This window comes from Methylophaga sp. UBA1464, assembly GCF_002325665.1.
In the GTDB taxonomy this organism is placed as follows: Bacteria; Pseudomonadota; Gammaproteobacteria; order Nitrosococcales; family Methylophagaceae; genus Methylophaga.
The window spans coordinates 65,189-68,057 of record NZ_DCSO01000045.1 but is presented as its reverse complement, the minus strand read 5'-3'; the positions used below and the strand labels follow the sequence as shown (position 1 = coordinate 68,057).

Here is a 2,869-nt window from a genome sequence, read left to right as displayed (position 1 = left end):
AATCATCCCCTGGGCAAAAATATGATCGGCGCATTCTATCAACCTCAGTGTGTGCTGGCAGATACTGCGACGCTGAACACCTTGGATGACAGACAATTGTCTTCCGGGCTGGCTGAAGTCATAAAATACGGGCTGATTAATGATGCTGAATTTTTTGACTGGCTGGAACAGAATATGCCGTTACTGGTGGCACGGGATCCTGCCGCATTAGCGCAGGCGATTGCACGATCCTGTCAGGATAAGGCCACGATTGTCGCAGATGATGAACGCGAACAGGGTGTCAGAGCATTGTTGAATCTTGGTCATACCTTTGGCCATGCCATTGAAACCGGCTGTGGTTATGGGCATTGTCTGCACGGTGAAGCGATTGCGATTGGCATGGTAATGGCTGCCGATTTATCACAACGTATGGGATGGCTTAACGATGATAAGGTTAACCGGATTCGCACCATTATGATAAAGGCAAACTTGCCCATTACAGTTCCGGGTCAGTTAAGCTCTGCTGACTTTATGGATCTGATGGCGGTGGATAAAAAAGTTCAGGATGGACTGATTCGTTTAGTGTTATTACGCGATATCGGACAGGCTATTATTTCTGATGACTATGACAGTAAGGCGTTGGCTGAAACGCTGTCGACATTTACAGCTGGAAATTGAGAAATGCAATGACTGCGGCGGCAGCTGAACCAAAATACATTTCAAGATTAGCGCTTCAGGCAAACCCATTTAGTACTGAGGTAGGAGAAGCCGGTCTGTATCTGGGGCCGGAAATCAAGCAGCGTCTTGATTTGGTATTGCATCTGCTCAGAGCCAGCGACAAAATCCCTTTACTGTATGGCCCGAATGGTTTGGGTAAAACCACAGCCTTAAAAGCATTAATGAATGTTGGCGGTGATGATCTGCGCTTTTGTTTTATTCAGGCAGAACCTTCACTGACCATTCAGTTTATGGTCAGCCGATGTTTACAGGTATTTGGTGCGCCACAGGAAAGCACCCTTGGCAGTAACAATCTGCAGCTTTTGCAACAACGGTTGCAGCAGTTGCAAACTTTACAGGTGCGCCCGGTTTTATTGATCGATGATGTCAGCAAACTGGCTGACCCGTTACGTCAGCAATTAAAAGTCTGGTTTGACTGGCAGCATGAAGACAAATATTTATGGCGTGCTGTCGTGGCGGATGTTGCGGCGGATGCTATTACTTTAGAGAATGATCGCATACAGTCATTAATGCTCAGTCCCATTCCAGCACAGGAAACGGGTGCTTATTTATTGCAGCGGCTTCAAGGTGTTGGGTTCAACGGTGATAGTCCGTTTAATGAGAAAACCTTAACGCGTTTTCATCGACAATCAAACGGCCTTCCTGCCAAACTTAATCGTCTTGCCCATCAATTTTTATTAGGCCAGGGACAGGCCAGACAGTTGCAGCTTCCGCTCCGCTTCAAAATACCGCAAAGCCTGAAAACGCCTGCTATTAAGCTCAGGTGGAATAAATGGTTTGGACTGATTCCAGTCGCTATCCTGTTCGCCATGATACTGTTTTATCAGCAACAGATTAATGACTGGTTTATTGCGGATAAAAATGCCATTGAGGATGCTGAGGTCAGCAATGATGCTTTAACCGAGGAGCTGCCTTTGGTTATAGCAAATGAGCCGGAACAGTTAACCAGTGTTGCAGAAGCCGATCGCTTAGAGCTAATGGCGTTGCTTGATGAACTTGAACAAACGGTTTCTGAGCCGGAAGCTGACCCTGCAGAGTTTGATTCAGAAGTCGTTGCAGAGACCGAATTCCCCTTAGCGTCAGAGCCTGAGCCAGAAAATAATATTGCTGATTCAGCGGATGAAATGACCTTAACAGAGGAAATTCCTGAGGAGTCTGTTACCGCTGTGAATGCCAATAAAGACGAAGAGAATAACGATACTGACACAATAGTTTCTGAAAATTCTGCAGCACAAGCAGAGATAAACCCTGTCGAATTAAATCCAGCACCTGCTGAGCCTGAAAAAGTCGATAATTCATTGGCGGATACTGAGTTGAAGGATAAGCAGTGGGTTCTGCAGCAATCCAGCACCGCTTACACTTTTCAATTGATGGGGACGTGGGACCGCGAGGAAATTGACAGGTTTGTGAAAAAACATTCCCTCACTGGCAATGTCGCTGTGTTTGATAGTCTGCGTGAAGATAAAGTATGGTATGCCTTGATTTATGGCGTTTATCCATCGCAGGAGGTTGCCATACAATCCAGCAAAAAGTGGCCATCTCCACTGAATAAAGTATCACCGTGGCTGCGACGTTATGACGGCGTGCAAAAACAGATTATAGATAAGGCGCCAGATCGTTAATTAATGACTCACACCGAGTGGTGTGGCTGGTAAATACGGCTCGGTATACAGGTTTCCCGGCCAGTTCAGTTAGCGAAAAAATGCCTTTCCCGATTAAATCCGATAAATTGTGGTGTTGTGGGGCTGTAAAACAGACAATTCCACTGGGTGAATATTGCGCCCACCAGCCTGACTGTTCGTTAATATAATCGGCAAACTGTCTTGCCTGCTCAAGCTGTGTTTCTATTTGTCCGGCCAATCCCGTTTTACCCTGTGTTTTGATGGTCAACCACAAAGGCAATAATAGTTCGGGACCATACGAACCCACTAAAGTATCTCGTGGTGGCTGGGCTAAATAATGGGTGGATACGCTCGTTTTTTTTATGGGTTGCTGATACATCAACAGGCCGCATGGCCGAGGCTGGCCTAAACTTTTATGTGGATCAAAACAGACAGAATCGGCCTGACCGAGCTGTTTATCCGTTAACGGACTGTTCTCTAGCAGACTTAAAAAACCACCCCAGGCGGCATCAATATGCAGCCAGCATGGA

The 2,869-nt window shown here is 46.4% G+C and carries 3 protein-coding genes; 2 read left to right on the top strand and 1 reads right to left on the bottom strand.

The features are described 5' to 3' along the window. On the top strand, positions 1-657 hold a 657-nt coding region (locus B3O33_RS05000; protein WP_422655661.1), incomplete at its 5' end, for a 3-dehydroquinate synthase family protein. 8 nt (positions 658-665) lie between these two features. Then, the gene (locus tag B3O33_RS04995) at positions 666-2,339 is read left to right on the top strand and encodes an SPOR domain-containing protein (protein WP_292361237.1); all 1,674 of its coding nucleotides are present in this window, start codon (positions 666-668) and stop codon (positions 2,337-2,339) included. On the opposite strand, the gene B3O33_RS04990 is transcribed toward B3O33_RS04995, so the two are convergent. Continuing rightward, on the bottom strand, positions 2,314-2,869 hold a 556-nt coding region (locus B3O33_RS04990), incomplete at its 5' end, for a pyridoxal-dependent decarboxylase (RefSeq protein ID WP_292363122.1). The genes B3O33_RS04995 and B3O33_RS04990 overlap by 26 nt on opposite strands.